Source organism: Streptomyces sp. NPDC059696 (genome assembly GCF_042733745.1).
In the GTDB taxonomy this organism is placed as follows: Bacteria; Actinomycetota; Actinomycetes; order Streptomycetales; family Streptomycetaceae; genus Streptomyces.
On record NZ_JBHWFG010000021.1, the window covers coordinates 23,428 to 47,698 of the forward strand.

23 protein-coding genes and 1 pseudogene are annotated in these 24,271 nt (G+C 72.8%); 18 read left to right on the plus strand and 6 right to left on the minus strand.

The features are described 5' to 3' along the window. Window positions 1-120 precede the first annotated feature (120 nt). From ACFV20_RS22780 to ACFV20_RS22795, 4 genes are all read left to right on the plus strand, one after another. Entirely contained in the window at window positions 121-1,389 is a 1,269-nt protein-coding gene (locus tag ACFV20_RS22780) for an aspartate aminotransferase family protein (protein WP_385659152.1), read from the plus strand. 321 nt (window positions 1,390-1,710) lie between these two features. Then, window positions 1,711-3,150, plus strand: a complete 1,440-nt coding sequence (locus tag ACFV20_RS22785; protein ID WP_385659154.1) for an NAD-dependent succinate-semialdehyde dehydrogenase — start codon at window positions 1,711-1,713, stop codon at window positions 3,148-3,150. 118 nt (window positions 3,151-3,268) lie between these two features. Continuing rightward, window positions 3,269-5,236, plus strand: coding sequence for a heavy metal translocating P-type ATPase (locus tag ACFV20_RS22790; RefSeq protein ID WP_385659156.1), 1,968 nt, complete (start codon window positions 3,269-3,271; stop codon window positions 5,234-5,236). 301 nt (window positions 5,237-5,537) lie between these two features. Next, window positions 5,538-5,936, plus strand: a complete 399-nt coding sequence (locus ACFV20_RS22795; protein ID WP_234846955.1) for an SseB family protein — start codon at window positions 5,538-5,540, stop codon at window positions 5,934-5,936. Between the two features lie 173 nt (window positions 5,937-6,109). Here ACFV20_RS22795 and ACFV20_RS22800 read toward each other — a convergent pair whose 3' ends face one another. After that, entirely contained in the window at window positions 6,110-6,535 is a 426-nt protein-coding gene (locus tag ACFV20_RS22800) for a MarR family winged helix-turn-helix transcriptional regulator (RefSeq protein ID WP_385659158.1), read from the minus strand. A 259-nt stretch (window positions 6,536-6,794) separates the two neighbouring features. On the opposite strand from ACFV20_RS22800, the gene ACFV20_RS22805 reads away from it, so the two are divergent. The 11 genes from ACFV20_RS22805 to ACFV20_RS22855 all read left to right on the plus strand — a co-directional run bounded on the left by ACFV20_RS22805 (window position 6,795) and on the right by ACFV20_RS22855 (window position 16,513). Next, on the plus strand, window positions 6,795-7,052 hold the full coding sequence (locus ACFV20_RS22805; RefSeq protein ID WP_385659160.1) for an ArsR/SmtB family transcription factor: 258 nt from the start codon (window positions 6,795-6,797) through the stop codon (window positions 7,050-7,052). A gap of 50 nt (window positions 7,053-7,102) precedes the next feature. Then, window positions 7,103-8,062 (plus strand): SMP-30/gluconolactonase/LRE family protein, encoded by a 960-nt coding sequence (locus tag ACFV20_RS22810; RefSeq protein ID WP_385659162.1) that lies wholly within the window; start codon window positions 7,103-7,105, stop codon window positions 8,060-8,062. Between the two features lie 511 nt (window positions 8,063-8,573). Next, a complete protein-coding gene (gene crcB / locus ACFV20_RS22815; RefSeq protein WP_385659164.1) occupies window positions 8,574-9,029 on the plus strand; it encodes a fluoride efflux transporter CrcB in 456 nt (151 codons plus the stop codon). After that, window positions 9,026-9,406: a DUF190 domain-containing protein gene (locus ACFV20_RS22820; RefSeq protein WP_385659165.1), complete on the plus strand. Its 381-nt coding sequence runs from the start codon at window positions 9,026-9,028 to the stop codon at window positions 9,404-9,406. The genes crcB and ACFV20_RS22820 overlap by 4 nt, the downstream gene beginning before the upstream one ends. Next, complete coding sequence (locus tag ACFV20_RS22825) at window positions 9,403-9,750, plus strand: fluoride efflux transporter FluC (RefSeq protein ID WP_385659166.1); 348 nt, start codon at window positions 9,403-9,405, stop codon at window positions 9,748-9,750. Before ACFV20_RS22820 ends, ACFV20_RS22825 begins: the two co-directional genes overlap by 4 nt. Window positions 9,751-9,831: 81 nt before the next feature. Then, window positions 9,832-10,668: an undecaprenyl-diphosphate phosphatase gene (locus ACFV20_RS22830; protein WP_385659168.1), complete on the plus strand. Its 837-nt coding sequence runs from the start codon at window positions 9,832-9,834 to the stop codon at window positions 10,666-10,668. Between the two features lie 122 nt (window positions 10,669-10,790). Then, entirely contained in the window at window positions 10,791-11,528 is a 738-nt protein-coding gene (locus ACFV20_RS22835) for a FadR/GntR family transcriptional regulator (RefSeq protein WP_385659170.1), read from the plus strand. Then, a complete protein-coding gene (locus tag ACFV20_RS22840) occupies window positions 11,525-12,967 on the plus strand; it encodes an amino acid permease (RefSeq protein WP_385659172.1) in 1,443 nt (480 codons plus the stop codon). The genes ACFV20_RS22835 and ACFV20_RS22840 overlap by 4 nt, the downstream gene beginning before the upstream one ends. A gap of 32 nt (window positions 12,968-12,999) precedes the next feature. Next, on the plus strand, window positions 13,000-14,016 hold the full coding sequence (locus ACFV20_RS22845; RefSeq protein WP_385659358.1) for an asparaginase: 1,017 nt from the start codon (window positions 13,000-13,002) through the stop codon (window positions 14,014-14,016). A gap of 121 nt (window positions 14,017-14,137) precedes the next feature. Further along, window positions 14,138-15,547 carry an aspartate ammonia-lyase gene (gene aspA, locus ACFV20_RS22850; RefSeq protein ID WP_385659173.1) on the plus strand — a complete coding sequence of 470 codons (1,410 nt, stop codon included), beginning with the start codon at window positions 14,138-14,140 and terminating at the stop codon, window positions 15,545-15,547. Window positions 15,548-15,589: 42 nt separating this feature from the next. Then, on the plus strand, window positions 15,590-16,513 hold the full coding sequence (locus ACFV20_RS22855) for a glutaminase (RefSeq protein WP_385659175.1): 924 nt from the start codon (window positions 15,590-15,592) through the stop codon (window positions 16,511-16,513). A gap of 21 nt (window positions 16,514-16,534) precedes the next feature. On the opposite strand, the gene ACFV20_RS22860 is transcribed toward ACFV20_RS22855, so the two are convergent. After that, window positions 16,535-16,693, minus strand: coding sequence for an alpha/beta fold hydrolase (locus tag ACFV20_RS22860; protein WP_385659177.1), 159 nt, complete (start codon window positions 16,691-16,693; stop codon window positions 16,535-16,537). Window positions 16,694-17,193: 500 nt separating this feature from the next. Between ACFV20_RS22860 and mptB the strand changes: the two genes are divergently transcribed. Beyond that, the gene (gene mptB / locus ACFV20_RS22865; RefSeq protein WP_385659359.1) at window positions 17,194-18,588 is read left to right on the plus strand and encodes a polyprenol phosphomannose-dependent alpha 1,6 mannosyltransferase MptB; all 1,395 of its coding nucleotides are present in this window, start codon (window positions 17,194-17,196) and stop codon (window positions 18,586-18,588) included. After that, entirely contained in the window at window positions 18,585-19,970 is a 1,386-nt protein-coding gene (locus tag ACFV20_RS22870; RefSeq protein ID WP_385659179.1) for a glycosyltransferase 87 family protein, read from the plus strand. The genes mptB and ACFV20_RS22870 overlap by 4 nt, the downstream gene beginning before the upstream one ends. A gap of 59 nt (window positions 19,971-20,029) precedes the next feature. Here the strand turns inward: ACFV20_RS22870 and ACFV20_RS22875 are convergent. The 4 genes and pseudogenes from ACFV20_RS22875 to ACFV20_RS22890 all read right to left on the minus strand — a co-directional run. Then, a pseudogene (locus ACFV20_RS22875) lies at window positions 20,030-20,866 on the minus strand (D-alanyl-D-alanine carboxypeptidase family protein); the annotation flags it as partial. Window positions 20,867-20,955: 89 nt separating this feature from the next. Next, window positions 20,956-22,098, minus strand: a complete 1,143-nt coding sequence (rho, locus tag ACFV20_RS22880) for a transcription termination factor Rho (RefSeq protein WP_385659181.1) — start codon at window positions 22,096-22,098, stop codon at window positions 20,956-20,958. A gap of 242 nt (window positions 22,099-22,340) precedes the next feature. After that, on the minus strand, window positions 22,341-23,168 hold the full coding sequence (locus tag ACFV20_RS22885) for a class I SAM-dependent methyltransferase (protein WP_385659183.1): 828 nt from the start codon (window positions 23,166-23,168) through the stop codon (window positions 22,341-22,343). 69 nt (window positions 23,169-23,237) lie between these two features. After that, on the minus strand, window positions 23,238-23,636 hold the full coding sequence (locus ACFV20_RS22890; protein ID WP_385659185.1) for a nuclear transport factor 2 family protein: 399 nt from the start codon (window positions 23,634-23,636) through the stop codon (window positions 23,238-23,240). A 68-nt stretch (window positions 23,637-23,704) separates the two neighbouring features. On the opposite strand from ACFV20_RS22890, the gene ACFV20_RS22895 reads away from it, so the two are divergent. Then, the gene (locus ACFV20_RS22895) at window positions 23,705-24,268 is read left to right on the plus strand and encodes a PadR family transcriptional regulator (protein ID WP_385659187.1); all 564 of its coding nucleotides are present in this window, start codon (window positions 23,705-23,707) and stop codon (window positions 24,266-24,268) included. Window positions 24,269-24,271: the final 3 nt, after the last annotated feature.

A 24,271-nucleotide genomic window follows, 5' to 3' on the forward strand; every position in this document is an offset into this window, starting at 1 on the left:
GTCCGAACAACGGGTTCCGGCTGGACAGATCACGCGTTGTCCCGTTTCGCGACGGCCCGGATGCTCGGGAACCGGAGCTGCGCCGAGCAGCCAGACCTCGACGTACGGCCGGGAGACCACATGACCGCACTGTCGCCGCACCTTCGCCAGGCCACCCCCGTCGTGGCGGCCCGGGGCGAGGGCGTCCACCTCTACGGTGAGGACGGCCGCCGCTACCTCGACTTCACCGCCGGCATCGGCGTCACCAGCACCGGGCACTGCCACCCCAAGGTCGTGGCGGCGGCACAGGAGCAGGTGGGCACCCTCATCCACGGGCAGTACACGACCGTCATGCACCAGCCGCTGCGCCGCCTCGTCGACGCGCTGGGCGAGGTGCTGCCGTCCGGCCTGGACAGTCTGTTCTTCACCAACTCCGGCAGCGAGGCCGTCGAGGCCGCCCTGCGGCTGGCCCGCCAGGCCACCGGCCGGCCCAACGTCCTGGTCTGCCACGGCGGCTTCCACGGCCGGACCGTCGCCGCCGCCTCCATGACCACCTCCGGCGTCCGCTTCCGGTCCGGCTTCTCGCCGCTGATGAGCGGCGTGGTCGTCACCCCCTTCCCGACGGCCTTCCGGTACGGCTGGGACGAGGAGACCGCCACCCGCTTCGCGCTCGCGGAGCTCGACTACACCCTCCAGACGATCTCGTCGCCCGCCGACACGGCGGCGATCATCGTCGAGCCGGTCCTCGGCGAGGGCGGTTACGTCCCCGCCGGCCGTGCCTTCCTCGAAGGCCTGCGGGAGCGGGCGGACCGGCACGGCTTCCTGCTGATCCTCGACGAGGTGCAGACCGGCGTCGGCCGCACCGGCCGGTTCTGGGGCCACGACCACTTCGGCGTCACCCCCGACATCCTGGTCACCGCGAAGGGCCTCGCCAGCGGCTTCCCCCTCTCCGGCATCGCCGCCTCCGAGGAACTCATGACGAAGGCCTGGCCCGGCTCCCAGGGCGGCACGTACGGCGCCAACGCCGTCGCCTGTGCCGCGGCCTGCGCGACGTTGGACGTCGTACGCGACGAGAAACTCGTGGAGAACGCCGAGGCCATGGGCAAGCGGCTCCGCCAGGGCCTGGAGGCCGTGGCCGGCCGCACCCCGGGCATCGGCGACGTCCGTGGCCTCGGCCTCATGCTCGCCACCGAGTTCGTCACCGAGGACGGCAGCCCCGATCCGGAGACCGCCGCCCGTGTGCAGCGGGCCGCCGTCGACGAGGGCCTGCTCCTGTTGCTGTGCGGCGCCTGGAACCAGGTCGTCCGCATGATCCCGGCGCTGGTGATCGACGAGACCGGCGTCGACGAGGGCCTCCAGGCCTGGGCGAACGCCGTCGAGGCCGGAACCTCGGGGGCCTCGGAGCGCTGACCCCCGCCCCCCCCGCGACCTGGCGGGTCCGACGGCCCGTCTCGCCGAGCTCACGCCCGGTCTGCGGGTGGAGACCGGGGCGGGAGCCGCCGGCCCCTGTGCCCATGACGCCTCCGACTTCCGCGTGCCGCCCCGGCCGGTCGTCGTCGCCGAACCAGCCGTGCCGCCGCCCTCGGGCGTGACGTGTCGGCGGACGGGCCGTCGTCGCCGACGGCTTCAGCTGCGCCACCGGACCGGCCGCCTCGCCGGCGACCGGGGCATCCGTGCCCCGCACCTCGCCGGACTCCTCGACCCCGCCGCCCACCAGCCAGGAGAGATGACATGACCGAGGTTCTGACGCAGTTGTTCATCGGTGGTGCGTGGGTGGACGCCACCGACGGTGCCACCATGCCCGTCGACGATCCCGCGACCGGCGAGATCCTCTGTCACGTCGCCGACGCCGGCCCCAAGGACGCGAAGCTCGCCGAGGAGGCCGCCGTCCGGGCCCAGCACGCATGGGCCCGCACCGCACCCAGGGAGCGCAGCGAGATTTTGCGCCGCGCCTACGAGCTCATCCTGGAACGCACCGGCGAACTCGCCAACTTGATGACGTCCGAGATGGGCAAGCCGCTCGCCGAGGCCCGGGGGGAAGTGGCGTACGCCGCCGAGTTCTTCCGCTGGTTCTCCGAGGAGGCCGTCCGGGTCGACGGCGGCTGCGGCACCCTGCCCGACGGCCGCAACCGCATGCTGCTGTCCCGGCGCCCGGTCGGACCGTGCCTGCTGATCACGCCGTGGAACTTCCCCCTGGCCATGGGCACCCGCAAGATCGGCCCGGCGGTCGCCGCGGGCTGCACGATGATCCTCAAGCCCGCGCCGCAGACGCCGCTGTCCAGCCTGGCCCTGGCCGGGATCCTCAAGGAGGCCGGGCTGCCGGACGGTGTGCTGAACGTCGTCACCACCTCCCGTGCCGGTGAGGTGTGCGAGCCGCTGCTGCGCGGCGGGCGGATCCGCAAGCTGTCCTTCACCGGTTCCACCGCCGTCGGCCGGCTGCTGCTGGCGCAGTGCGCCGACACCGTCGTGCGGACCTCGATGGAGCTGGGCGGGAACGCGCCCTTCATCGTCTTCGACGACGCCGACCTGGACGTGGCCGTGGACGGGGCGATGATCGCCAAGATGCGCAACATGGGGGAGGCCTGCACGGCGGCGAACCGCTTCTTCGTGCACCGGTCGGTGGCCGGCGAGTTCGGCCGGCGGCTCGCCGAGCGGATGGGCGCCCTCGTGGTCGGACCCGGTACCCGCGACGGGGTCGACGTCGGCCCGCTGATCGACGCCGCCGGGCGCGCCAAGGTCGAGGCCCTGGTCGCCGACGCGGTGGAGCGCGGGGCCCGGGTGCTCGTCGGTGGCCGCACGCCGGAGGGGCCCGGCCACTTCTACCCGCCGACCGTGCTCGCCGGTGTCGACGCCGGCAGCCGTCTGATGGACACGGAGATCTTCGGCCCGGTCGCCGCGATCCTCACCTTCGACGACGAGGACGAGGTTCTGCGCCGCGCCAACGACACGCCCTGGGGCCTGGTCGGCTACGTCTTCACCCAGGGGCTGGACCGCGGGCTGCGCGTCAGTGAGGGCCTGGAGGTCGGCATGGTCGGCCTGAACACCGGTCTGGTCTCCAACCCGGCGGCTCCGTTCGGCGGGGTCAAGCAGTCCGGACTCGGGCGCGAGGGCGGCCGGGTGGGGATCGACGAGTTCCTGGAGTACCAGTACGTCGCGGTGCCCGTGCGGTGAAAGCCGGATCCGCGCCGCGCCGGGGCTCCGGTACGAGGCATCGCATGAAGGCATGAATGAGTCTTCATGTGTTCCTGTATGGTGAGGTGGCCACGCGACCCCGCCAGAAGGACCCCTGATGACCTCCACCCTCGCGCCGCATCCGGTCGAACGGGCGAAGCCCGCACGCGCCGGAGAGGTGGCCCGGCGGCGCACCCGTGTCCTCGCGCTCCCCGAGGCGCGCTGGGCCGCCGCGGCCACCGCCCTCTTCCTCCTCGCGCTGCCCTTGCAGTGGACCGGCGCCCCCGCCTGGCTCTGGGGCTCCCTGTACGCCCTGTCGTACGTCACCGGCGGGTGGGAGCCGGGGTGGGAGGGGCTGAAGGCGCTGAAGGAGCGCACCCTCGACGTGGATCTGCTGATGGTGGTCGCCGCCCTGGGCGCGGCCGCGATCGGGCAGGTCATGGACGGCGCCCTGCTCATCGTCATCTTCGCCACCTCGGGCGCGCTGGAGGCCCTGGCCACGGCCCGTACCGCCGACTCCGTCCGCGGTCTGCTCGACCTGGCCCCCGCCACCGCCACCCGGCTGAACCCGGCCGGAGCGGAACAGGCCGTTCCCGTCGAGGAGCTGAAGGTCGGCGACACCGTTCTCGTGCGGCCCGGCGAACGCGTCGGGGCCGACGGACGCGTGCTGGACGGGGCGAGCGAGGTGGATCAGGCGACCATCACCGGTGAACCGCTGCCCGTGCCGAAGGAGCGGGGCGACGAGGTCTTCGCCGGCACCCTCAACGGCACCGGCGCGCTGCGGATCAGGGTCGAGCACGACGCGTCCGACTCGGTGATCGCCCGGATCGTCCGCATGGTGCAGGAGGCGTCCGAGACCAAGGCGCCCACACAACTGTTCATCGAGAAGGTCGAACAGCGTTACTCGCTGGGCATGGTGGCCGCGACCCTGGCCGTCTTCCTCGTACCGCTCGCCTTCGGGGCTCGATTGACCGACTCGCTGCTGCGCGCCATGACCTTCATGATCGTGGCCTCGCCGTGCGCGGTGGTCCTGGCCACCATGCCGCCCCTGCTGTCGGCCATCGCCAACGCCGGCCGCCACGGTGTCCTGGTGAAGTCGGCCGTGGTGATGGAGCGGCTCGGCCGGGTCGACGCGGTCGCGCTGGACAAGACCGGCACCCTCACCGAGGGCAGCCCCCGGCTCACCGACGTCCGGCCGTTGCCCGGATCAGGCCTCGACGAGCGGGAGTTGCTGATCCTGGCGGCAGCCGCCGAACGGCCCAGTGAACATCCGCTGGCCCGGGCGGTCGTCGACGCGGCCAGGGAACGCGGTCTCGACCTGCCCGACGCCCGGGACTTCACCTCCGCGCCCGGCGTGGGAGTCACCGCCGTGGTCGGCGGCCGTACCGTCGCGGTCGGCGCACCGGCCCGGCTGGCGGACGACGCCGTCGGCACGGCCGCGGAACTGGAGGAGTCCGGCCGTACCGCCGTCCTGGTCGTCGTGGACGGCGTCCCCGCTGGACTGCTCGGCGTCGCCGACCGGCTGCGCCCGGACGCCGCCGCAACGGTCACCGCTCTCACCCGGCTCACCGGCACTCCGCCCGTGCTCCTCACGGGCGACAACCCCCGCGCCGCCGCGCACCTCGCCGCCGAGGCCGGCATCGACGACGTGCGCGCCGGGCTGCTGCCGCAGGACAAACTGGCGGCCGTCAAGGAGCTGGAGGATGCGGGCCGCAAGGTGCTGGTCGTCGGGGACGGCGTCAATGACGCGCCCGCCCTGGCCGCCGCGTACACCGGTGTCGCCATGGGCCGGGCCGGCTCCGACCTGGCCCTGGAGACCGCGGACGCCGTCATCGTGCGCGACGAACTCGCGGCGGTCCCCGCCACCGTCGCCCTGTCCCGCCGCGCCCGCCGGCTGGTCGTGCAGAACCTCGTGATCGCCGGGGTGTTCATCGCCGGTCTGGTCGCCTGGGACCTGGCCGGTGACCTGCCGCTGCCGCTGGGCGTCGCGGGCCACGAGGGCTCCACGGTCCTGGTCGGCCTGAACGGGCTGCGGCTGCTGCGGGAGGGGGCCTGGCGGCGGGCCGTGGCGGAAGAAGGCCACTGACCGGGCCACTGACCGGACGCCGGTGCCGGTCGGCGCGACGGATCTGGCAGAGGAAGGCCACTGACCGGACGCCGGGGCCGGACGCCGGGGCCGGTCGGCGCGACGGATCTGGCGGGGGAGAGGCGGCTGACGGACCCCGACACCGTCCGGGGCCCGGCCACAGGATCTCCTCGCGGCTCCCACGAACCCTGAAGATCCACGAGGATTGCCCCGTTGCCGTTCGGGTACGCGAGCAGGACCGTACTCGGGGCGGATCTTGCCCCGGGCAGGCCGCACGACCGCCGCTACCAGGGAATGTGCCATGGAGACACCTGCAAACGACCCCACGCCCACGCCCGCCCAGCGGGCACTGGACGTCCTCGCCGAGAACACCGAGGACGCTGCGGCTCTGGACGCGCTCGCCAACAGCGACGTGCTCATCCCCGTGCCCGACGACGCGGCCGACGCCGACGCCGCCAACCCCTCGGCGGTGGCGCTGCCGGTGCTGGAGCAGCCGGGCGGCGAACCCGTGGTGCCCGTGTTCACCTCCGAGGTGGAGATGGCCGGGCTGCTGCCGTTCGTCTCCCGCTACCGCATGGTGCCGCTCGGCGCCCTCGCCGCCCAGTGGCCGGCCGACGACCTGTCGCTCACCATCGACGGCAGCTCGGAACACCGGCTGACGCTCACCTCGGAGGGAGTCCGCACCCTGCTGGCCCGCTAGCCGGGAGCCCGCACCCTGCTGGCCCGCTAGCCGGGAGCCCGCACCCTGCTGGCCCGCCAGCCGGGAGCACGCGCCTCGCCGGCCCGCTAGCCGGGAGCCCGCACCCTGCTGGCCCGCCGGCAGGGGACTACACCCTGCTGGCCTGCCGGCAGGTGGCGCACCCTGTCGGCGCGCTAGTGGGGGGACGGGCCCGGTTCCGGCCTGGGCGGCTGACCGCCCAGTGCCCGGGTCAGCGCCGCCCGCTGCAACGGCAGCACCTCGGCGTGCAGCTCACGGCCCCTCGACGTCAGGGCGACCCACACGCCCCGCCGGTCCTCCGCGCAGACGGACCGCGTCACCAGCCCGTCCTTCTCCAGCCGGGCGATCAGCCGGGACAGCGCGCTCTGGCTGAGGTGGACCCGCCCCACGAGGTTCTGCACCCGGCACTGCTCGCCCTCCGCGGGCGCGGCGGCCACGAGCATGTCCAGGACCTCGAAGTCGGACGCACCGAGTCCGTGCGGATGCAGCGCACGGTCGATCTCGCACATCGTGCGCGCGTGCGCCGACAGGATGTCCCGCCACCGTTCCTCGAGCTGTTCACCAGCCGTACTCGCCGCCATAGGGGAACGGTAACACCGGTGCAGGATTCAATGACCATGCATGAATGACCTGTGACGCGCCTGGTTCCGGTAGCGCTGAGCGCGGGGGAGGAGGGCCCGCCGCCGGGCTCCCCCCGCCATCCGCTCACCTGTCCGAAGTCCCGCGCACGGCCGGGCAGTTCGGTATCGGACAAGCATGCCGAGTGCCGGACACGGCGGCCCCCGCTGCGAGACAGTGGGAGGACGCGGTGAGGGCGAAGTCGCGAGGCAGGGGCACGACATGCTGAGGACACCCACGGACGAGACGCGACTGCGCATCCTGGCCTGGCTGAAGGAGCCCGGCCCCGCGGCGGACGGCGTCACCGCGGACGCCGTCGCCGAGCGGTTCTCGCTGCCACGCCCGGTCGCCGTCACCCACCTCCGGCTTCTCGAGGCCACCGGCATGGTCCGCACCAGCAGGTCCGCGGGCCGGGTCCGCTACCACCGCGACGACATCCGGATCGCCGAAGTCGCCCGCATGTTTGAAAAGGGCTGGTAGGCGACCCGGTACCGCGGCATCGCTCCCTACGGTGAAGGACACGCACGCGAATGGACCGACCCACGGCACTCGTCCCCCGCCACTACGTCGCCGTGGGCCCCGGCCCCGAGGACGTGGTCGCCGACCCGCGCGGCCGCGTCCTCACCGGCGTCGCGGACGGCCGCATCCTGCGGCTCGACACCCTCGGCGACCCGGTCGCGGCCCGCGTCGAGGTGATCGCCGAGACCGGTGGCAGGCCGCTCGGGCTCGAACTCCTCCCCGACGGCGACCTGTTGGTGTGCGACGCGGCCCGCGGCCTGCTGCGCGTCGGCACCGGCGACGGCACCGTCCGTGTCCTCGCCGACTCGGTGGCGGGCGAGCCGCTGCGCTTCTGCAGCAACGTCGTCTCCCTCTCAGACGACAGCGTCTACTTCACCGTCTCCAGCCGCCGTTACCCCGTGGAGCAGTGGATCGGCGACATCGTCGAGCACACCGGGACGGGACGGCTGCTGCGGCTCGCCCCCGGCGGGAACACCCCCGAGGTGGTGCTGGACGGACTGCAGTTCGCCAACGGGCTCGCCGTCGGAGCCGACGAGTCCTTCCTCGTCGTCGCCGAGACCGGCGCACGCCGGCTCCTGCGCTTGCGGCTCACCGGGCCCGGGGCCGGACGGAGCGAGCCGTTCGCCGAGGACCTCCCGGGCATGCCCGACAACCTCTGGCGCGGCGCACCCGACGGACCGATCTGGGTCGCCCTCGCCGGGCCCCGCGTCCCGGCCCTCGAACTGCTCCACCGCGGCGCGCCCGGCGTCCGGGCCGCCGCCGCCCGCGCCGCCGTGCGCGCCCCGTTCCGCCCCCTGTCCACGATCGCCGTCCAGGCCTACGACGACCAGGGCCGCCTCGTCCACCACCTCGGCCGCCGCCACTCCGGCTACCGCATGCCCACCAGCGTCTGCGAAGCGGGCGGCCACCTGATCCTCGGCAGCATCTGGGAACGCGGCGTCGCCGTCTGCGAGCCACCCGCCCCGAAGTGACCGCGACGGCCGCTCAGGAGCGGCCGTGGACGCGGTTGGTCCTGGGTGCTCCGCGTCGACCGATGCGGCGCGGCCGTGGGCGCGGTTGGTCCTGGGTGCTCCGCGTCGACCGATGCGGCGCGGCCGTGGGCGCGGTTGATGCGGGGTGCTCCGCGTCGACCGTTCCGGCGCGGTCGTGGGCGCGGCGGCTGCGAAACAACCCTCACCCCTCACCGCCGAAGAGCCTCACCGCCGACGCCCTCACCGCCGACGCCCTCACCTCCGAAGAGCCTCACCGCCGACGTCCTCACCGCCGAAGTGCCCCTCACCGCCGAAGTGCCCCTCACCGCCGCCTCGGAGTGACCCCGTTCCGCCCCGGGGTTAACCTGAACTCCGGCCGCGGCTGACGTCGCGGCGCGGCGGTGGGGCCCGCCGTACCCGAACCGCGGCAAGGACGCCGCCAACGGTCCCTACTTGCGACGGCACGCGCCCGTACGACCCGGGCTCCCGGCGAGTAGGAGACACACACCCCATGACATCCCCCGAGAGCCTCCACGTGCGGGCCTCCGCCCCGCGCCGGCCCTCCTGGCGCGCCCAGGCGCCGGTCGTCACGGTCGTGGCGCTCGGCGGGGGAGCGGGGGCGGCCGCCCGGTACGCCGCCTCCCTCTGGTGGCCGACTCCCGCGGGCGGCTTCCCCTGGACGACGCTCGTGGTCAACATCGCCGGCTGCGCCGTGATCGGCGTCTTCATGGTGATCATCACGGAGGTCGGGACCCCCCACCCCCTCGTCCGCCCCTTCTTCGGCACCGGTGTCCTCGGCGGCTTCACCACCTTCTCCGCGTACGCCGTCGACATCCGAAGGCTCGTCGACGGCGGTCAGGCCGCCACCGCTCTGGCCTATCTGGCCGCGACCCCGCTCGCGGCCCTGACGGCCGTGTGGCTCGCGGCCGGGACGACCCGCCGTGTCCTGAAGAGGAGGAAGAGATGACGAGACCCACCGCCCGTGCCCTGCGCCTGACCGTCTTCGTCGGCGAGAGGGACACCTGGCACCACAGGCCCCTCTACTCCGAGATCGTCCACCGGGCCCACGCGGCCGGTCTGGCCGGCGCCAGCGTCTTCCGCGGCATCGAGGGCTTCGGCGCCTCCTCCCTGATCCACACCTCGCGGCTGCTGTCCCTGAGCGAGGACCTGCCGGTCGCGGTGGTGATCGTCGACGACGAGCCCCGCGTCCGCGCGTTCCTGCCGCACCTCGACGACATCGTCACCGAGGGTCTCGTGACCCTCGACGAGTGCGAGGTGATCCGGTACACCGGCCGCGGGGACGATCCCGGCACAGCCGACCCGAAGGGTGAGAATCCGTTGTGAACTGGCTGCTGGTCGTCGGCGGCGCGATGGTCGGCGCCCCCCTGCGCTACCTCACCGACCGGGCGGTCCAGGCGCGGCACGACTCGGTCTTCCCCTGGGGCACCCTCGCGGTCAACGTCGGCGGGTCGCTGATCCTCGGCCTGCTCACCGGCGCCGCCACCCACCTCCAGCTGCTGCTCGGCACCGGGCTGTGCGGAGCCCTGACGACCTACTCGACGTTCTCCTACGAGACGCTGCGGCTGGCGGAGACCGGGGCGCGGCTGCAGGCCGCCCTCAACGTCGGGCTCAGCGTGGCGGCCGGACTCGCCGCGGCCTTCGCGGGAGCGGCCCTGGCGCGTATGTGAGGCGCGTTCATGAGCGTCGTTCTCGTCCGGGTGTAGTAAGACGGTCCCCTCCGCTCCCGCCCCCGAGCAGAACGGGATCCCATGAGCGTCATCAGCGTCGGTCAGGCCGTCGTCCTCGGAGCCGTCGAGGGGGTGACCGAGTTCCTGCCCGTCTCCTCCACCGGCCATCTGAAGATCGTCGAGGGGCTGATGGGCATCCCCGTGGACGACGACGCCGTGGTCGGGTTCTCGGCCGTCATCCAGGTCGGCGCGATCGCCGCGGTGCTCGTGTACTTCTTCAAGGACATCGTGCGGATCGTCTCCGCCTGGGGGAGGGGCCTGCGCCACCGGGAGGAGCGGTACCACCACGACTACCGGTTCGCCTGGTGGGTGATCTGTGCGACCGTCCCGATCGTCGTGGTCGGGCTCGCCGCCAAACCGCTCATCGAGGGCCCCCTCGCGTCGCTGTGGGTGGTGGCCGGTTCGCTGATCGTCGGCAGCGGCGTGATGTGGGCGGCGGATCAGATGGGCCGGCACAAGCGCGGGGAGGACGACACCTCGTTCAAGGACGCGATGCTCGTCGGCAGCTCCCAGATCCTCGCCCTGCTCTTCCCCGGCTTCTCCCGCTCCGGCGCCACCATGTCCACCGCGCTCATGCTCGACCTGGACCGCGTCGCCGCCACCCGGCTCTCCTTCTTCCTCGGCATCCCCGCCCTGACCGGCGCAGGCCTCTACGAGCTCAAGGACGCCCTGGGCACGGGGGCGGGCGCGGCCCCGCTCGCCGTGGGCACCCTCGTGTCGTTCGTCGTGGCGTACGCCTCCATCGCCTGGCTGCTGAAGTTCGTGGCCAAGCACTCCTTCAACGCGTTCGTGATCTACCGGATCGCGGTGGGTGTGCTGCTGTTCGGGCTGCTCGGGGCGGGTGTGCTGCACAGTTGACCGGTCCACCGGGAGGCGCCGCCGACGGTCGGCGGCGCCGCCGTGGCCCGCCGCGCAGTTCCCGGCGCCCCTTTGGCGCACCCTCTTGACAGCCCCCTCCCGTCGCCCGGAGTATCACTCCCGTGAACCTGTCAGACAGCCGGACAGCCGGACAGCCCGTGCGGCGCGTCAGCGCCATGGAAGCGGTGCTGGCGCACCTGCGCGACGCCATCGAGCGGGGCGAGTACGCCATCGGCGACAAGCTCCCCTCCGAGGCGGAGCTCTGCCGCACCCTGGAGGTCTCCCGGCCCGTGCTGCGCGAGGCGCTGCGGGCCCTGCAGACCATGGGCCTGACCGTGTCCCGGACCGGCAAGGGCACCTTCGTCGTCGCCAGCACCGTCGAGGACCCCACCTTCGGCGACTACTCCGCCAGCGATCTGCTGGAAGTGCGCCGCCATGTGGAGATCCCGGTCGCCGGGTACGCCGCCCGGCGCCGCACCCCGGAGAACCTCGATCACCTGGCCCACCTGCTGGACCGGATGGAGCGGGAGACGGACACCACCGCGTGGGTCGCCATGGACACGCTGTTCCATCTCGCCGTGGCCGAGGCCGCCCAGAACCCGGTGTTCCGCCGGGTCATCGAGGAGATCCGGGACGCCCTGGCCCGCCAGTCCGCCTTCCTCAACGAGCTGGGCGGCCGCCGCGAGCAGTCCAACCGCGAGCACCGGGCGATCGTCGAGGCGCTGACCGACGGTTCCGAGAACGACGCGGTGGAGGCCATGGCCCACCACCTCGACCGCGTCGAGACCACCCTCACCGACATCGTGCGCTCCCCGCGCACGGACTCGGACCTCCCCACGGAAGGCGAACCCCAGGCGTGAGCGAGCAGTCCCTGCACGACGATGTGCAGAAACGTTCCATCCATGTCGATGCCGGAGACGCGGGTTACAGCAAGTCCCTGAAGTCCCGGCACGTCAACATGATCGCCATCGGCGGAGCCATCGGCACCGGCCTGTTCCTCGGCGCCGGCGGCCGTCTCGCCGACGCCGGCCCGTCCCTCTTCATCGCCTACGCGGTCTGCGGCCTCTTCGCCTTCCTCGTCGTGCGCGCCCTCGGTGAACTCGTCCTGTACCGGCCCTCCTCGGGCGCCTTCGTCTCCTACGCCCGTGAGTTCATGGGGGAGAAGGGCGCCTACACCGCCGGTTGGATGTACTTCCTCAACTGGGCGACCACCGGCATCGCCGACATCACCGCCGTCGCCACCTACACCCACTACTGGGGCATGTTCTCCGACATACCGCAGTGGGTCATCGCGCTGATCGCGCTGGCGGTCGTCCTCACCGTCAACCTGATCTCGGTGAAGATCTTCGGCGAGCTGGAGTTCTGGTTCGCGATCGTCAAGGTCGGCGCACTCGTCGTCTTCATGTGCATCGGCATCTTCCTGCTGGTCACCCAGCACCCCGTCGACGGCCACACCCCCGGCCCGTCCCTCATCGGCGACAGCGGCGGCGTCTTCCCGCACGGCCTGCTGCCCATGCTGCTGATCATCCAGGGCGTCGTCTTCGCCTACGCCTCCGTCGAACTGGTCGGCGTCGCCGCAGGTGAGACCGAGAACCCCGAGAAGATCATGCCGAAGGCGATCAACTCGATCATGTGGCGCGTCGGGGTCTTCTACGTCGGCTCGGTCGTGCTGCTGTCGATGCTGCTGCCGTGGAACAAGTACACCGCCGGCGAGAGCCCCTTCGTGACGGTGCTGTCCAACATCGGCGTCCCGGCGGCGGGCGGCGTCATGAACCTCGTCGTCCTCACCGCCGCCATGTCCTCCCTCAACTCCGGCCTCTACTCCACCGGCCGCATCCTGCGGTCCATGGCGATGGCCGGATCCGCGCCGAAGTTCACCTCCGTGATGAGCCGCAGCCAGGTCCCCTACGGCGGCATCCTGCTCACCAGCGGCATCTGCGTCCTCGGCGTCGGCCTCAACTTCGTCGTGCCCGCCGAGGCGTTCGAGATCGTGCTGAACTTCGCCGCGATCGGCATCCTCGCCACCTGGGGCATGATCATGATCTGTCACCTCCTCTTCTGGCAGAAGACCCAGAAGGGCGAGCTGACCCGCCCGGGCTACCGGCTCCCGGGCTCCCCCTGGACCGAGATCGTGACGCTGGCCTTCCTCGCCTCCGTCCTGGTCCTCATGTACGCCGACGGCGGCGCGGGACGCACCACCGTGCTGTGCCTGCCGCTGATCGTCGGAGCCCTGGTCGCCGGATGGTTCGGCATCCGCGGCCGTGTCGCGCGCACGTCCACCACCGGAGCCGACGCGTGAGGAACGCGCCGCTCCACGAGAAGCAGGCAGTGATGTACAGCAGTTCACTCGCGGACGCACCCCTTGTCCGTAAACCCGTCCACGCCCCCGTCGCCCACCTCATACGCGGCGGAATCACCGAAGGCATCCACTACGGCTCCGTCGTCGTCCTCGACGCCGACGGAAGGGTCCGGCTCCAGATCGGAGACATCGAGGCCGCCTTCTACCCGCGCTCCGCGATCAAGCCCGTCCAGGCCGTGGCCATGGTCCGCGCCGGGCTGCCCCTCGACGGCGAGCTGCTGTCGCTGAGCGCCGCCAGCCACTCCGGCGAGGAACGCCACCTCGCCGGGACCCGGCGCATCCTCGAACTCGCCGGGCTCACCGAGGACCACCTGCGCAACGTCCCGGACCTGCCGTTCGACCCGGTCGTCCGGGACGCCTGGGTGCGCGAGGGCCGGCCGCCCTCACGGCTCGCCCAGAACTGCTCCGGCAAGCACGCGGCGATGCTCTACACCTGCACCCTCAACGGCTGGCCCCTCGAGAACTACCTCGACCCCGGCCACCCGCTCCAGCAGGCCATCGCCGAGATCGTCGAGGACCTCACCGGGCAGCGCATCGCCCAGGTCACCGTCGACGGCTGCGGCGCGCCCCTGTTCTCGATCTCCCTGCACGGACTGGCCCGCGCCACCGCCCGGATCGTCACGGCCGCGCCGGGCACTCCCGAGGCCCGGGTCGCCGACGCGATGCGCGAGCACGCCGAGATGGCCTCCGGCTCCGGGCGGGACGTCGCCGCGCTGATGCGGGCCGTGCCGGGGCTGCTCACCAAGGACGGCTTCGAAGGCGTGCAGGTCGCCGCGCTGCCCGACGGCCGGGCCGTCGCCGTGAAGATCGCCGACGGGGCCAACCGGGCGCGGGTGCCGGTGGCCGCCGCCGGGTTGGCCCGGGCCGGTGTCGAGCCGGCGCTGCTCACCGAGTTCCAGGGGGAGCCGCTGCTCGGAGGCGGGCGGGAGGTCGGGCGAGTGCGGCCCGTTCGCTCGCTGGAGCCGCTTGCCGGTGCCGACCGCGCCTGACGATGTGCCGGGTTCTCCCGTCCGGCGGCCACGGCTCCCCTGTGGCTGATCGCGCAGTTCCCCGCGCCCCTTTCAGGGGCGCTCTCCATCCTGTACCTCAGAGAAGAGGACCCTCACCGTCATGACCGCCGCCACCCGCTCCGAGCACGATCTGCTCGGCGACCGTGACGTTCCCGCCGAGGCGTACTGGGGTGTGCACACCCTGCGGGCCACGGAGAACTTCCCCATCACGGGCATGACCATCTCCGCCTACCCGCACCTGATCGACGCCCTCGCCGCGGTCAAGGAGGCCGCCGCCCTCGCCAACGAGGAGCTCGGCCTGCTGGAACCGAAGAAGGCCGCCGCCATCGTCGAGGCCTGCCGGGAGATCCGCGACGGCAAGCTGCACGACCAGTTCGTCGTGGACGTCGTCCAGGGCGGTGCCGGCACCTCCACCAACATGAACGCCAACGAGGTCGTGGCGAACCGGGCGCTGGAGCTCATGGGCCACGCCAAGGGCGAGTACGGGTTCCTGCACCCCAACGAGGACGTCAACCTCGGCCAGTCCACCAACGACGTCTACCCGACCGCCGTCAAGATCGCGACGGTGTTCGCGGTGCGCGGGCTCCTCGACGCGATGTCCGTCCTCCAGGACACGTTCGCGGCCAAGGCCGTCGAGTTCCGCGACGTGCTCAAGATGGGCCGCACCCAGTTGCAGGACGCGGTGCCCATGACGCTGGGCCAGGAGTTCTCCGCGTACGCCGTCATGCTGGACGAGGACCGGTCCCGGCTCGCCGAGGCCGTCCAGCTGATCCACGAGATCAACCTCGGTGCCACCGCGATCGGCACCGGCCTCAACGCCCCCGCCGGATACGCCGAGGCGGCCCGCCGCCACCTCGCGGCCATCACCGGACTGCCCCTGGTGACGGCGGCCAACCTCGTCGAGGCGACCCAGGACTGCGGCGCGTTCGTGCAGATGTCCGGCGTGCTCAAGCGCATCGCGGTCAAGCTCTCCAAGAGCTGCAACGACCTGCGGCTGCTGTCCTCCGGGCCGCGCGCCGGTCTGGGCGAGATCAACCTGCCTCCGGTGCAGGCCGGTTCGTCGATCATGCCCGGCAAGGTCAACCCGGTCATACCCGAGGTCGTCAACCAGGTCGCCTTCGAGGTCATCGGCAACGACGTCACCATCACCATGGCCGCCGAGGCCGGACAGCTCCAGCTCAACGCCTTCGAGCCGATCATCCTGCACTCCCTGTCGGAGTCCATCACGCATCTGCGGGCGGCGTGCCTGACGCTGGCCGAGCGCTGCGTCCTCGGCATCACCGCCAACACCGAGGCGCTGCGCGCGAGCGTGGAGAACTCCATCGGCCTGGTCACCGCCCTCAACCCGCACATCGGCTACACGGCCGCCACCGACATCGCCAAGGAGGCCCTCGCCACCGGCCGGGGCGTGGCCGAACTCGTCCTGGAGAAGGGCCTGCTCCCCGCCGGGACCCTCGCCGGGCTGCTGCGCCCCGAGGTCCTCGCCGGCAGCGGCTCGACCCCGGCCTGACCTGCGGAGCGCACCGGGACCGGCGGAGGGACAATAGCGATCATGACGTCGTCGACGACCTTCCAGCCGGTCCTGGAGCGCATCGCCGAGGAGATCGAGCGGACCCCCGGCCGTGGCCGGCCCGCCGACTACATCCCGGCGCTCGCCGCCCGCGACCCGCGCAGCTTCGGCATGGCCGTCGCCGAGCCGGACGGCACGGTGTACGGGGTGGGGGACTGGCGGGAGCCGTTCTCCGCCCAGTCCCTCACGAAGGTCTTCACCCTCGCCCTCGACCTGGCCCGCGAGGGCGACGTCCTGTGGGAGCACGTGGGCCGCGAACCCTCCGGCAACCCCTTCAACTCCCTGGTCCAGCTGGAGTACGAGAACGGCATCCCGCGCAACCCGTTCATCAACGCGGGCGCCCTGGTCGTCACCGACCGGCTGCACACCCGGACCGGGGACGCGTCGGGCGAACTCCTGGCGTTCCTGCGGGCCGAGAGCGGCAACCCCGGCCTCGGCTTCGACCCGGAGGTAGCCGCCTCCGAGACCGCCCACGGCGACCGCAACGCCGCGCTCGGCCACTTCATGGCGTCCTACGGCAACATCGACAACCCCGTGCCGACGCTCCTGGAGCAGTACTTCCGGCAGTGCTCGATCGCCGCGTCCTGCGCCGACCTGGCCCTCGCCACAGGCTTCCTCGCCCGGCACGGCGTCCGCGCCGACGGCACCCGCCTGCTCACCCGCAGCCAGGCCAAGCAGATCAACGCCATCATGCTGACCTGCGGCACGTACGACGCGGCGGGCGACTTCGCCTACCGTGTCGGCCTGCCCGGCAAGAGCGGTGTGGGCGGCGGGATCATCGCGGTCGTCCCCGGCCGCTGCACCCTGTGCGTGTGGAGCCCGGGCCTGGACGAGCGGGGCAACTCGGTCGCGGGTGTCGCGGCCCTCGACCGCTTCACGACCCTGACCGGTCTGTCGGTGTTCTGACCGGCGGCCCGCCCGCGCGGCTCAGCCGAGGAACTCCTCCAGCATCGGCAGCAGCAGTTCCGTACGCCGCATGAGCGCCATGTGCGTGGTCTCCGGCAGCACCGCCAGCCGGGCGTCGGGGATCAGGTCCCTCATCTCGGCGGCGTACTCGACGCGCAGGAAGTCCGTGTCGCCGAGCACCAGAAGCGTGGGCGCCGCCAGACCGCGCAGGTCGTCGGCGGCCCAGGGCAGCGGGGCGTGGGCCGCCCAGCTCGTCCAGCAGGCCGACCACGTCCGAGGCGAAGTGCGGCACGCTCATCTCCCGCTCGATGTCGGCCGTGTGCCCGTGGCCCTGCACCTCCGGAGCCACGACCCGGCGCGTGGCCGCGAGCGCCGGCAGGACCGCTCCGAAGGACAGGCCGATCGTGAGCGCGCCGCCGTGCAGCAGCACCAGCGGCCGGTGCCCGCTGCCGGCGCCGTGCAGCTCGTAGTACATCCGAAGGCCGTCGACCTTCGCATACGCCGCGGTGCTGGCCATGGGTTCACGTCCGTTCCTCGGTCCACCGATGCCGGTAGGACTCCCGCCGCGGCGGGAAGTCATCGCCCCGTGCACACCGGGCGGTCACGAGCAGGCCGCCCTGCGGAGACAGCAGCGTCCCCTCTCGGCCATCCACCGTTGACACGCTGCCCGTGTGTTGGCCATGGCTTTCCCCGTCGATCTCCGCCGCTGCCGGATACTCGGTCTGGCCGGTACCGCCTGCCTCGCCCTGGGCGGTGAGACGGCCGGCGCCCTGCCCGTGGCGGACCTTCTCCACCCGGACTCCGCGCCCGCCGCGCTCGGTGTGGTCGGCGTGTACTTCGGCGTCGTCCTGCTGATCGCGGCCTGGCTGCTGCTGGGCCGGGTGGTGCGCGGGCCGAGACCACCGGCGCCCCGCGCCCTGCTGCTCGTCCTCGCCACCTGGGCGGCTCCGCTGCTCCTGGCCCCGCCGCTGTTCAGCCGGGACGTCTACAGCTACCTCGCCCAGGGGGCGATGGTCGACGCGCACCTGGACGTCTACGCGCACGGGCCGTCCCGGCTGGGCGGTCCGCTCGCCGGCGAGGTCGCCCCGCTCTGGCGGCACACCGGCGCCCCGTACGGGCCGGTGTTCCTCGCCGTCGCGGGAGCGCTGTCGGCTCTCACCCGCGGCGAACTGCCGGCCGGACTGTTCGGGATGCGGCTCGTCGCCCTGGCCGGTGTGGCCCTGATGGCGGCCGCGCTGCCCCGGCTCGCCCGGCACAGCGGCGCCGACCCGTCCGCCGCGCTGTGGCTGGGCGCCCTCAACCCGCTGGTCCTGCTGCACCTGGTCGCAGGCGCCCACAACGACGCCGTCATGCTGGGCCTGCTCGGCGTCGGGCTGGTGGCGGCGCTCGGCCGGTGGCCGGTCCTCGGCGCCGTCCTCGTCACCCTCGCCGCTCTGGTCAAGGCGCCCGCCGTGCTCGGTCTCGCCGCCGTCGTCGCCCTCCAGGTGCGTGCGGGCCGCAGCCCGGCGAAAGCCCTCGTGACGACCACCGTCGCCGCAGCGGGGACCACCGTCGCCGCGACGGCCGTGGCCGGCACCGGGTACGGCTGGGTCGGCGCCCTGAACACCCCCGCCTCCCCGCAGAACTGGGCCCTGACCACCCTTCTCGGCCGTGTCACCCGGGCCCTGCTGGAGCACCTCGGCAGTGATCTCGCGCCCCTGGCGCTGCCCGCCTGGCACGCTCTGGGCATCGTGGCCGCCGTGATCGCGATCGCGCTGATCTGGCTGCGGCTGCGCCTCCGGCCGGTGTACGCGCTGGGCCTGTCCCTGGCGGCGGTGGCCGCGCTCGGACCGGCGATCCGCCCCTGGTACGCCCTGTGGGGCCTGTTCCTCATCGCCGCCGCCGCACCGAGTACGTCCGTACGCCACCGCACGGCGGCCGTCACCGGCGTGCTCGCGCTGAGCGTGCTGCCCGGTGGCGGCCCGGCGGACACGGGGCAACTCGTCCTGGCCGTCTCCGGCGGCGCGCTCGCGGTCGTCGTGCTGTGGCAGGCCCACCAGGCGGAGCTCGCCCCGGCACCGGGCGGCGCGGCATGACCGCGGCCCTGCCCCGTACCGACCGGGGCCGGATGCTGCTGGTGCTCGCCCTCGCCACGCTGGTGACGGTCTTCACCGCGACCGTGCCGCTGCTGCGGGACTGGTTCGACCTGCGCGTCTATCACGGCAGCATCGACTCCTGGGTGCACCGCGGCGGCCGCCTCTACGACTACCGGGTGCCCGGCACGACGTACGGCTTCACCTACCCGCCGTTCGCCGCGGTCGTCATGCTGCCGATGGCCCTGCTGGGGCTGCGCACCGCGATCGCCGCGGCCCTGCTGCTCAACCTTGCCGCCCTGGCCGTGATCCTGCGGTTGCTCGCCGGCCCACGTTGGCGGCGTCACGGCTGGTTCGGCTGGGCCCTGACCGCCTGCCTGCTCGCCCTGTTCGAACCGCTGCGCGACACCATCGGCTTCGGCCAGGTCAATCTGCTGCTGCTGGCGCTCGTCCTCACCGACGCGACACTGCTCGCCACCGGGCGCGGACGCCTGGCGGGGGTCGGTATCGGGCTGGCGGCGGCGATCAAACTCACGCCCGCCCTGTTCATCGGCCTGCTGCTGGTGGCCGGACGCCGGCGCGCGGCGGCACTCGCCACGGCCGTGGCCCTCGGCGCCACGGCCCTCGCGGCCCGGGTGGACCCGGACGCCTCGCGCTTCTACTGGACCGAGGCGCTGTGGGACACCGACCGTGTGGGGCGCCTCGGCTACGTCTCGAACCAGTCCGTGCAGGGCATCCTGGCCCGGCTCGGCGAACCGGACCGCGCGGTGTGGGCCCTGGCGGTGCTGCTGATCCTCGGGGTGTGGGCGGTGCGGGCCCGCCGGGCGGTCGCGGCGGGGGACTGGACGGCGGCGTTCGCCCTGACCGGTCTCGCCGCCTGTCTCGTCAGCCCGATCACCTGGGTGCACCATCTCGTGTGGCTGCTCCCCTCCTTCGCCGTGCTGGTCCGCGCCGGGCGCCTCCGGGTGGCGGGCGCCCTGTACGCCGTGCTGTGCACGAGCGTGGTGTGGCTGTGGTTCGACGACGCGTCCGGCGTCGACGGGTTCCTGGGCAGCAACACCTACGCCTGGATCACCCTGGGGCTGTTGCTGTGGCTGCCGGTGGGTCAGCTCCGCCGGGGTCTGCGGACCGGAAGCCGCAGCACCAGCACCACGACCGCCGCGCCCGTACCGGCGGCGCCCGCGATCATCCCGGCCTCCGTCCAGACGGACGCGTGCTCCTCGCCCACCGCCGCCGCGACCGCGGCCGGCGTCGTCACGGCCGGCCCCGCTGACGTGCCCGGCGCGCCGAGCGAGCCCACCGCCTCGACCTTCCCGGCCGACCTGAAGCCCCAGTCGAGCAGCGAACGGGCCTCCTCGTACACGGCGGACCCGCCGCCCTCCTGAGGGTTCATCACCGTCACGATCAGGGTGCGCCCGTCCCGGCGGGCCGCCGCGACGAGCGTGCTGCCCGCCTTGGAGGTGTAGCCGTTCTTGATGCCGATGAGCCCCGGGTACGGCTTCACCCCCTTGGCGCCGCTCAGCAGCCGGTTGGTGTTGAGAATCGGGTACGACCCGTTGCCGCCGCCGGGGAACCTGGCCTCGACGGTGGCGCAGTACCGGGCGAAGTCGGGGTTGCGCAGCCCCACCCGGCCGAACACGGCGAGGTCGTACGCCGACGACACCTGGCCCGGGGCGTCGTAGCCGTCGGGTGACACCACATGGGTGTCGCGGGCGCCGAGGGAGCGGGCCTTGGCCTGCATCCGCTGGGCGGTGACGCGCCAGCCGCCGTTGAGCTCGGCCAGGACGTGCACGGCGTCGTTGCCCGAGTTGAGGAAGACGCCGCGCCACAGGTCGGAGATCCGGTACGTGTTGCCCTCGGCGACCCCGACCAGACTGCTGCCGGCGCCGATGCCGCGCAGTTCCCGCTCGCGGACGGTGTGCCGGACGCCCGCCGGCAGCCCGGGCAGCACGGTGAGGGCGAAGAGGGTCTTCAGGGTGCTGGCCGGGGGCAGCCTGCGGTGCGCGTGGTGGGCGGCGAGCACCTCTCCGGTCCGGGCGTCGGCCACCAGCCAGGACAGCGCGGAGACCTTCGGGAGGCGCGTCGCGCCGGTGCGCGGGTGGACCTGGGTGCCGGGTCGGTACAGCAACGAGGGGTGCGGGGCCGCGGCTCTCGGCCCGCCCGGCGGAGTGGGCTCCGCCCCGCCGGTGCCGGCCGCCGCTGCGGGCGTCAGCGCCAGGAGCCCGGCCACGCAGAGCGCACCGGCCGACACGGCCACCCGGGAAGAGAATCCGATGATCATACGATCAACGTAGAAAACGGACGTGCTTCTCGGGGTGACGACGGGGCCGCGCGCCGGGCGCCGGCACCCGGATGGCTGATCGCCTCGCGTCAGCCCGGGGGCAGCGTCGGCTGGATGCGCCGCAGGAACGTGGCGTTGTCCGGCGTCTCGCGCATCCGCTCCAGGAGGGTCTCCAGGCCGCCCTGCCCGTCCCGGCCCCGCAGCACACGGCGCAGGCCGTGGACGGCGGCCAACTCGGCCGGACGCAGCAGGAGTTCCTCGCGGCGGGTACCGGAGAGGGTGATGTCGACGGCCGGGAACACGCGGCGTGACGCCGGATCGCGGCTCAGCCGGAGCTCCATGTTGCCGGTGGACTTCAGTTCCTCGAAGTAGAAGTCGTCGGCCCGTGAACCGGTCTCCACCAGGGCCGTCGCGAGGATCGTGAGCGAACCGCCCTCCTCGGCCGACCGGGCGGCGCCGAAGAACCGCTTGGGGCCGGTCAGCGCGGACGCGTCGACGCCCCCGGTGAGGATGCGGCCACCGGAGGCGGCGGCGTTGTTGTGCGCCCTGCACAGCCGGGTCAGCGAGTCGAGGAGGACGACGACGTCCTCACCGGCCTCGACGAGCCGCTTGGCGCGCTCGATCACGAGGTCGGCGAGCGCGATGTGCTGCCTGGCACTGCGGTCGAAGGTCGAGGCGTACACCTCGCCCCGCACGCAGCGCCGCATGTCCGTGACCTCCTCGGGCCGCTCGTCGAGCAGCAGCATCATCAGCCGGCACTCGGGATGGTTGTTGGTGACGGCGGCGGCGAGCTGCTGGAGGAGGACGGTCTTGCCGGTCTTGGGCGGGGCCACGAGGAGCCCGCGCTGGCCCTTGCCGACGGGGGCGATCAGGTCGACGACGCGTCCGGCGAGGCCGGCCGCCGGGTGTTCGAGCCGCAGCCGCTCGTGCGGGTGCAGCGGCGTCAGGTCGCGGAAGTGGCGCCGTTCGCGCGGGTGGCCGGGCACCCGGCCACCGACGCGTGCGACGTCGGTCAGGGCGCGCCGGTCGCCTGTCACGCCCTCGACGACGTCGCCCTTGCGCAGGCCGTACCGGCGGATCAACGCGGGGGAGACCACGGCGTCGGCGGGCGCGGGCAGGCAGTCGGCGCCGCGCAGGTGCCCCTTGCCGTTCGTGTCGATGTCGAGGACACCGGACACGGTCCGCTCCGGGGACCGTTGCTGGACGTGCGGGTTTTCGAGTGTGGTGGTCATGGTGGTGGGTGTCCTTTCACGGACGGCGGGCACGGGACATGCGAGGAAGGGGGGAGAGGCCGCGAAGGGAGGGCCGATGGCTCGCTCCGGGCGGCGGGGAAACAGCACCTCGGAAACGACGAACACGTCGTGGTGCTGGAAAGAAGGAGAGAGAAGAGACGGCACCGGCGCCCGTCAACAGGGGCGTGCACGAGTGCTGTTCGCACTGTACCACGTCATGCGGTACAGGCAAGCCGGCTACCTCACCGCGTGGCCAGCAGCCCGTACAGCAGCGGGATGCGCGGCTCGGGCAGCCGCCACCAGCCGGACTCGGTGCGGACCATCTGCGGCCAGCGCGGCCAGGGCAGCTCGTCGCCCTCCCGCAGGCGCCGCACGGCGAGTCCCGCACCCGTCAATGCGTTCATGACCTCGCCCATTCCGTGCGGCCACTCGTAGCTGTCCGTCGCGCCTTCGACGGCCGGGCCGTCCGTGTACGTGTGGGTCCCGTCGCGGTGCACCGGGCCGGCGCCGCCCAGGTAGTCGTGGCGCAACAGCAGCTCGGGCCCCTCGCCCGGGGCGGGCTTCGGCCCGAGCGCGTTGAGCAGGGGGTGGAATTCGACGACGTACAGCAGGCCGCCGGGACGCAGGAGCCGGGCGACGGTCTCCGCCCAGCGGCCCAGGTCGGGGAGATAGCACAGGGCGCCCTTGCCGGTGTAGACGACGTCGAACCGCCGTCCCTCCAGCGCCTCGACCGCGTCGTACACGTTCGCCCGGACGTACGTCACGTCCGCTCCGGCCTTCGCGGCGATGTCCCGGGCCGCCGCCACCGACGCCTCGGAGAAGTCGAGGCCGACGGCCCGGGCGCCGCGCCGCGCGAAGGCGATCGTCTCCGTCCCGAGGTGACACTGGAGATGCAGCACGTCACGCCCGGCGAGTTCGCCGAGGTCCTCCCACTCGAACGGGGCGAACCAGCGCCCGGGGTCGAGATCCTGGTCGAGACCGTAGAAGCGGCTGGCGAGATGGACGGGCGTGCGGGCGTCCCAGTTCGCCTGGTTGGCCCGCATCAGCCGCTCGTGCTCGACGGACGTCATGGGGACATCCAACCGCGAACCGGCCGTGGGTGCCCGGAGAACACCGGAGAAGAGTTGAGGAGGTGTCGCTCAGTTCGAGCGGGAGCGTGCCTCCTCGGCGATCCGCTCGAACTGCTCGCCCATGGCCGCCGCGAGGGCCTGGGCCGCCGACAACGGGCGGACCATCACCGTGAATTCGTCGATGCGTCCGTCCTCGTCGACGTGGATGAAGTCACAGCCGTTGATCTCCCGGTCGCCCACCCGCGCGGTGAAGACCAGGGCGGAGTCGCGGCCGTCCGCGTCGTTGATCTCGCGCACGTAGCGGAAGTCCTGGAAGACCCCGGAGACGGCACGCAGGATCGCCGCCGTGATCGCCTTGCCGGTGTACGGCTTGAAGACGACCGGGCTGGTGAAGACGACGTCCGGCGCCAGCAGCGCCTCGGCGGCGTCGAGGTCGAGCTTCTCGATCGCCTCACGGAATGCACGCATCGAACCGCCTTGGTCAATTTGTTGAGTAGGTGCGGAGTAGATTAGTCATCCGTTGGTACGGTGTCCACATGTCTCTCAAGTACGCCGTGCTGGCGGCCCTCCTGGAGGGCGAGGCCTCGGGGTACGAGCTGTCCAAGGTGTTCGACGTGTCGCTGGCCAACTTCTGGGCCTCGACCCCCCAGCAGCTCTACCGCGAACTGGAGCGTCTCGCGCAGGACGGACTGATCGAGGCGAGGGTGGTGCGCCAGGAACGGCGGCCCGACAAACGGATGTTCACGCTGACCGAAGCCGGCCGCCGGGACCTGGACGCGTTCGCCGCCGCGCCGCCCCGCCGGCCCACCGCCATCCGCGACGAACTCCTCATCAAGATCCAGGCCATGGACGGCGTGGACCCCGAGGCGACCCGTGCGCTCGTCGAGGAGCGCGAGGCGCGGGCCCGCGGCAAGCTCGCCCGCTACCGTCGGGTGCGCGAGCGCCTCCTGGCCGGCCGCAGCGAGGAGGAGTACCTCCGGGAGACCGACCGTGTCGGCCCCTACCTCACCCTGATGGGCGGCATCGGCTTCGAGGAGGAGAACCTCCGCTGGTGCGAGCGCGTACGCGCCGTCCTGAAGCAGCGGACTCCCCTAGGCTGAGCC

Bases quoted from the DNA above. Each gene is read 5' to 3' on its own strand.
- ACFV20_RS22780 (WP_385659152.1), top strand. From the start codon at position 121: ATGACCGCACTGTCGCCGCACCTTCGCCAGGCCACCCCCGTCGTGGCG.
- ACFV20_RS22785 (WP_385659154.1), top strand. From the start codon at position 1,711: ATGACCGAGGTTCTGACGCAGTTGTTCATCGGTGGTGCGTGGGTGGAC.
- ACFV20_RS22790 (WP_385659156.1), top strand. From the start codon at position 3,269: ATGACCTCCACCCTCGCGCCGCATCCGGTCGAACGGGCGAAGCCCGCA.
- ACFV20_RS22795 (WP_234846955.1), top strand. From the start codon at position 5,538: ATGGAGACACCTGCAAACGACCCCACGCCCACGCCCGCCCAGCGGGCA.
- ACFV20_RS22800 (WP_385659158.1), bottom strand. From the start codon at position 6,535: ATGGCGGCGAGTACGGCTGGTGAACAGCTCGAGGAACGGTGGCGGGAC.
- ACFV20_RS22805 (WP_385659160.1), top strand. From the start codon at position 6,795: ATGCTGAGGACACCCACGGACGAGACGCGACTGCGCATCCTGGCCTGG.
- ACFV20_RS22810 (WP_385659162.1), top strand. From the start codon at position 7,103: ATGGACCGACCCACGGCACTCGTCCCCCGCCACTACGTCGCCGTGGGC.
- crcB (WP_385659164.1), top strand. From the start codon at position 8,574: ATGACATCCCCCGAGAGCCTCCACGTGCGGGCCTCCGCCCCGCGCCGG.
- ACFV20_RS22820 (WP_385659165.1), top strand. From the start codon at position 9,026: ATGACGAGACCCACCGCCCGTGCCCTGCGCCTGACCGTCTTCGTCGGC.
- ACFV20_RS22830 (WP_385659168.1), top strand. From the start codon at position 9,832: ATGAGCGTCATCAGCGTCGGTCAGGCCGTCGTCCTCGGAGCCGTCGAG.
- ACFV20_RS22845 (WP_385659358.1), top strand. From the start codon at position 13,000: ATGTACAGCAGTTCACTCGCGGACGCACCCCTTGTCCGTAAACCCGTC.
- aspA (WP_385659173.1), top strand. From the start codon at position 14,138: ATGACCGCCGCCACCCGCTCCGAGCACGATCTGCTCGGCGACCGTGAC.
- ACFV20_RS22855 (WP_385659175.1), top strand. From the start codon at position 15,590: ATGACGTCGTCGACGACCTTCCAGCCGGTCCTGGAGCGCATCGCCGAG.
- mptB (WP_385659359.1), top strand. From the start codon at position 17,194: ATGGCTTTCCCCGTCGATCTCCGCCGCTGCCGGATACTCGGTCTGGCC.
- ACFV20_RS22870 (WP_385659179.1), top strand. From the start codon at position 18,585: ATGACCGCGGCCCTGCCCCGTACCGACCGGGGCCGGATGCTGCTGGTG.
- rho (WP_385659181.1), bottom strand. From the start codon at position 22,098: ATGACCACCACACTCGAAAACCCGCACGTCCAGCAACGGTCCCCGGAG.
- ACFV20_RS22885 (WP_385659183.1), bottom strand. From the start codon at position 23,168: ATGACGTCCGTCGAGCACGAGCGGCTGATGCGGGCCAACCAGGCGAAC.
- ACFV20_RS22890 (WP_385659185.1), bottom strand. From the start codon at position 23,636: ATGCGTGCATTCCGTGAGGCGATCGAGAAGCTCGACCTCGACGCCGCC.
- ACFV20_RS22895 (WP_385659187.1), top strand. From the start codon at position 23,705: ATGTCTCTCAAGTACGCCGTGCTGGCGGCCCTCCTGGAGGGCGAGGCC.